Here is a 3,370-nt window from a genome sequence, read left to right on the forward strand (position 1 = left end):
CAGCGTTTCTCCCGGACGCACGGCCGGATCGGGGGAACCGCCGGGGCCCCCCGGCGGTCGGGTGTCCGGCACGCAAGCGGCGGCGAGCAGAGCGGCGAACAGGACGGTAGGATGGAGTCGCATCCAGCGATTCTACCCGGCTCGGGGGCGTGGAGAGGGGGTCGTTTCGCGGTGTCGGGCCGGGGATGGGGCGCGCGGCGATGGGTGCCCTCCACATCGGCACTTCCGGATGGACCTACGACGACTGGTCGGGCCGCTTCTATCCCGAGGAGGTCCGCGGCACGGACCGGCTCGCCTACTATGCGAGCGTCTTCGACACCGTCGAGATCAACGCCACCTTCTACCGGTTCCCCACGCAGGTGATGATCGACTCTTGGAACCGCCGCCTGCCGGCTCGCTTCCACCTCGTCGTCAAGGGGCACCGGCGGATCACCCATCTCCACAAGCTCGACCCCGCCGGCGACGAGAGCCTTCGCGGCTTCCTCGAGCGCGTCGCCCCCCTGCGCGCGCTGCGCGTCGTGCTGTGGCAGCTCCCGCCATCCCTGCACGCCGATCCGGAGCGCCTCGCGTCGTTTCTCGAACGGCTCGACCGGGCGACCCGCTCCGTCTGGTCGGGACGGCACCGCCTGCGCCACGCGATCGAGTTCCGGCACCGGAGCTGGTGGGAGGACGACCGGATCCCCGGGATCCTGGCCGGACACCGGGCCGCGTTCGTCGCGGTCAGCCATCCAAGGCTCCCGCCGGAGGTGATCCCCACGGCCGACTTTCTCTACGTCCGGTTTCACGGGACCGGGCCGCGGCTGTACGACCACGACTACCCGCGGGAGGAGTTGCGGGCGTGGGCGAAACGGCTCGCCCCTCACCTCGGCCGGCGCGCGCTCTACGCCTTTTTCAACAACGACTGGCACGCCCACGCGCCGAAGAACGCACAGGAGTTCCGGGAGATCCTCGAGAGGATCATCGGTCGGACGGCCAGGCGAGGGACGGCAGGCTCGGCGTCCCGTCCTTCGCGACCGCCTGGACGGCGAACCACCAGTCGTCGCGGGGCAGCGCCACCGTGACCTCGCCCGCCGTCCCCGCATCGCGTTCGATCTCCCAGTCGGGCGAGGCCGTGCGGCGGGCGAGCAGCCGGTAGGAGGCGATCTCCGGGTCCGCCGACGGCCGCCACCGCACCGTGGTCGTCTCCCCGAGATGGCTGGTGTCGATCCGCACCTCCTCGGGAGCCCGCGGCGCGCGCGCGAGCAGAGCCGCTGTTGCCACCGCGATCCGCGTGACCTTCGCCATGTACTCGGGGTCGACGAACTCCGGCAGGTCGCCGTAGCGGCGGCCGTTCTCGACGTGCGGATCCTGGTGCTCGTGGGCGTAGTCCTCCCGCTGCTCGGTGAACCGCACCGCGGCGACACCGCGGCGGAGGAAGGGGAAGTGGTCGCCTCCTCTCCGGATCCGGTCGGCCCGGGCGATCAGTTCGACCTGGAGGTCCGGCACGTAGCGGCGAGCGGCAGCGCGCACGTAGCGCGCGAGCTGGCGGGAGGGGCTGTCGGCCTCGCTGGGACCGGCGGCGAGGCGGCGCCGGGGAGAGGGGTCGAGCCACCGGTGCTGGGGTCGTCCCTCCGAGAAGACCCGGAGGAGCGTTCCCGGAGGCGGCAGCGCCGGGTCGGCGGGCAGGTCGCGCGCCGTCGTCGTCCCGCCGATCGTGTCGAGGTTGAGCATCGCCTCGACCCGCAGGCCCGCCCGTTCGATCTCCCGCGCGAGCTGGCGGCTGCCGAGGAGGCCCAGCTCCTCTCCGTTGAAGGCGACGAACCAGACCGACGCGCGCCGCGGCAGCGGGGCCAGCGCGCGCGCCGCCTCGAGGAGGCCGGCCACACCGCTGCCGTCGTCGTTGGCACCCGGGGCGTCGGTGCGCCAGTCGAAGCGCTTGCCGGGACGCGAGTCGAGATGGGCGCTGAGAAGGATCAGGCGCTCCGGTTCCCTTCCGGGCAGCCTGGCGATCACGTTCGACATCGCCGGCTCCCGGTAGCCGAAGCCCATGCCCGCGAGGCCGAAGAGGAACCGTGCGGCGGGGGAGGAGACCGGCCACCCGGCCGCCACCCTCCTCGCGCCGCCGGAGAGGCGGAAGGCCCGCACCCGGCGCCGCTCGACCTCGACGCCGGGGATCTCCGCGAAGCGCGCGGCGACCCACGCCTCCGCCGCGTCGATGCCCCGCCCCTCGCCCGACCCGGCGCTCAGCGCGTGGCGGGTCCCGAACCCGGCGAGGCGGGCCACGTGAGCCGCCAGTCGCTCCGGCGAAACGGTCGAGACCGCATCGGCGACGGGGTCCCGAACGCCCTCGCCGCGTGCCGCCCCGCCCGCCAGGGCCGCCGCCAGTAGGAAGGCCGTTGCCGATCGACGATAATCCACGGGCCAAGGAGTATCGCCCCGTGTCCCAGCCCCGCACAACGCCCGGTCCGTACCGCCGCGCCGGCGCCCTTGCCGCCGGCTTGCTGGCGCTCCTCGTCCTTCTCGGCGGGTTCCTGATGATCGCCGACGCCGCATCGGGGCGGGGGCCGGCGGGGGCGGTGCGCGCGCCGGAAAGCCGGCCGGCCCTGGTCGCCCTTTTCGGCGCGGTTCGGCTCGGGATCGCCGCGCTCGGCCTGCTCGGCGGCGCGCTGCTGCTTCGTGGGCGGAAGCCGGCACGCGCCTGGCTCTCCGGTTTCGGCGGCGGCCTCGCGGCGGTCTCGGTGCTCGAACCGCTCCTGCTGGGCGTGCCGCTCGGCTGGCCGGCCGCCGGAGGAGCGATCGCGGGGGCGCTGGTGCTCCTCCTCGGGAGGGCGCAGCCGGCTGCGGGAGAGGATCGCGTCTAGGCTGGCCGGCCGATTCGGACCGCCCCGAGACGCACCCCCGCCGACCGGCCGAGGGGCATCCCCGAGGAAACGGAATCTCGCTCCACCCAGCGAGAGCCCGGAAGCGGTGTGGCGTGCGTCCCCGATGGTGCGTCGTTCCGCCGAAGTCGCCCGCAGATCGAAGGTCCCGGCCCCGAACGGATCGATGCCCGGGAATCCGGGGCGAAGCGTCTGCCTGTCGCCTGGACGCGCGGCGTCTCGCACCCTCGATCGGGCACCCCCGAAGCTGCGGGCGCCGGCCGCTGCCGCGCCCCGGAATCCTGGCGAAGCCCCCTTCTCCGCGGAGTCGAGCGCGGATCCGCACCGTCGAGGTCGCACCTCCCGGGTTCTCCGGGGTGGACCTCGAAGCTGCGGCCGGCGCTCCCGCTCGCCGTCGTATCGGATGAAGGGACCGACTCCGCCGCGGGATCGGGCCGAGAAAGCCGTTCGTCGTCGCTCGCCCTTGGCGCCGGCGCGCGCCGGGGCGGAAGCCCCCCGCGGTGCTTTGCCGG

Annotated in this window: 3 protein-coding genes; 2 read left to right on the plus strand and 1 reads right to left on the minus strand. The window is 74.1% G+C overall.

The window, feature by feature from the left end:
- The first annotated feature begins 185 nt into the window (after positions 1–185).
- Positions 186–1,061: a DUF72 domain-containing protein gene (locus D6718_11745; protein RMG43613.1), complete on the plus strand. Its 876-nt coding sequence runs from the start codon at positions 186–188 to the stop codon at positions 1,059–1,061.
- Here D6718_11745 and D6718_11750 read toward each other — a convergent pair.
- Positions 958–2,532 carry a M20/M25/M40 family metallo-hydrolase gene (locus D6718_11750; GenBank protein ID RMG43614.1) on the minus strand — a complete coding sequence of 525 codons (1,575 nt, stop codon included), beginning with the start codon at positions 2,530–2,532 and terminating at the stop codon, positions 958–960. The two genes, D6718_11745 and D6718_11750, sit on opposite strands and share 104 nt — an antisense overlap.
- Here D6718_11750 and D6718_11755 point away from each other — a divergent pair.
- Entirely contained in the window at positions 2,514–2,840 is a 327-nt protein-coding gene (locus D6718_11755) for a hypothetical protein (protein RMG43615.1), read from the plus strand. The two genes, D6718_11750 and D6718_11755, sit on opposite strands and share 19 nt — an antisense overlap.
- The last annotated feature ends 530 nt before the right edge of the window (positions 2,841–3,370 follow it).

It is taken from the genome of Acidobacteriota bacterium (genome assembly GCA_003696075.1).
Lineage (GTDB): Bacteria > Acidobacteriota > Polarisedimenticolia > J045 > J045 > J045.

Coding starts and splice junctions, on each gene's coding strand:
- D6718_11745 (RMG43613.1), top strand. CDS start 186: ATGGGGCGCGCGGCGATGGGTGCCCTCCACATCGGCACTTCCGGATGG.
- D6718_11755 (RMG43615.1), top strand. CDS start 2,514: ATGATCGCCGACGCCGCATCGGGGCGGGGGCCGGCGGGGGCGGTGCGC.
- D6718_11750 (RMG43614.1), bottom strand. CDS start 2,532: ATGCGGCGTCGGCGATCATCAGGAACCCGCCGAGAAGGACGAGGAGCG.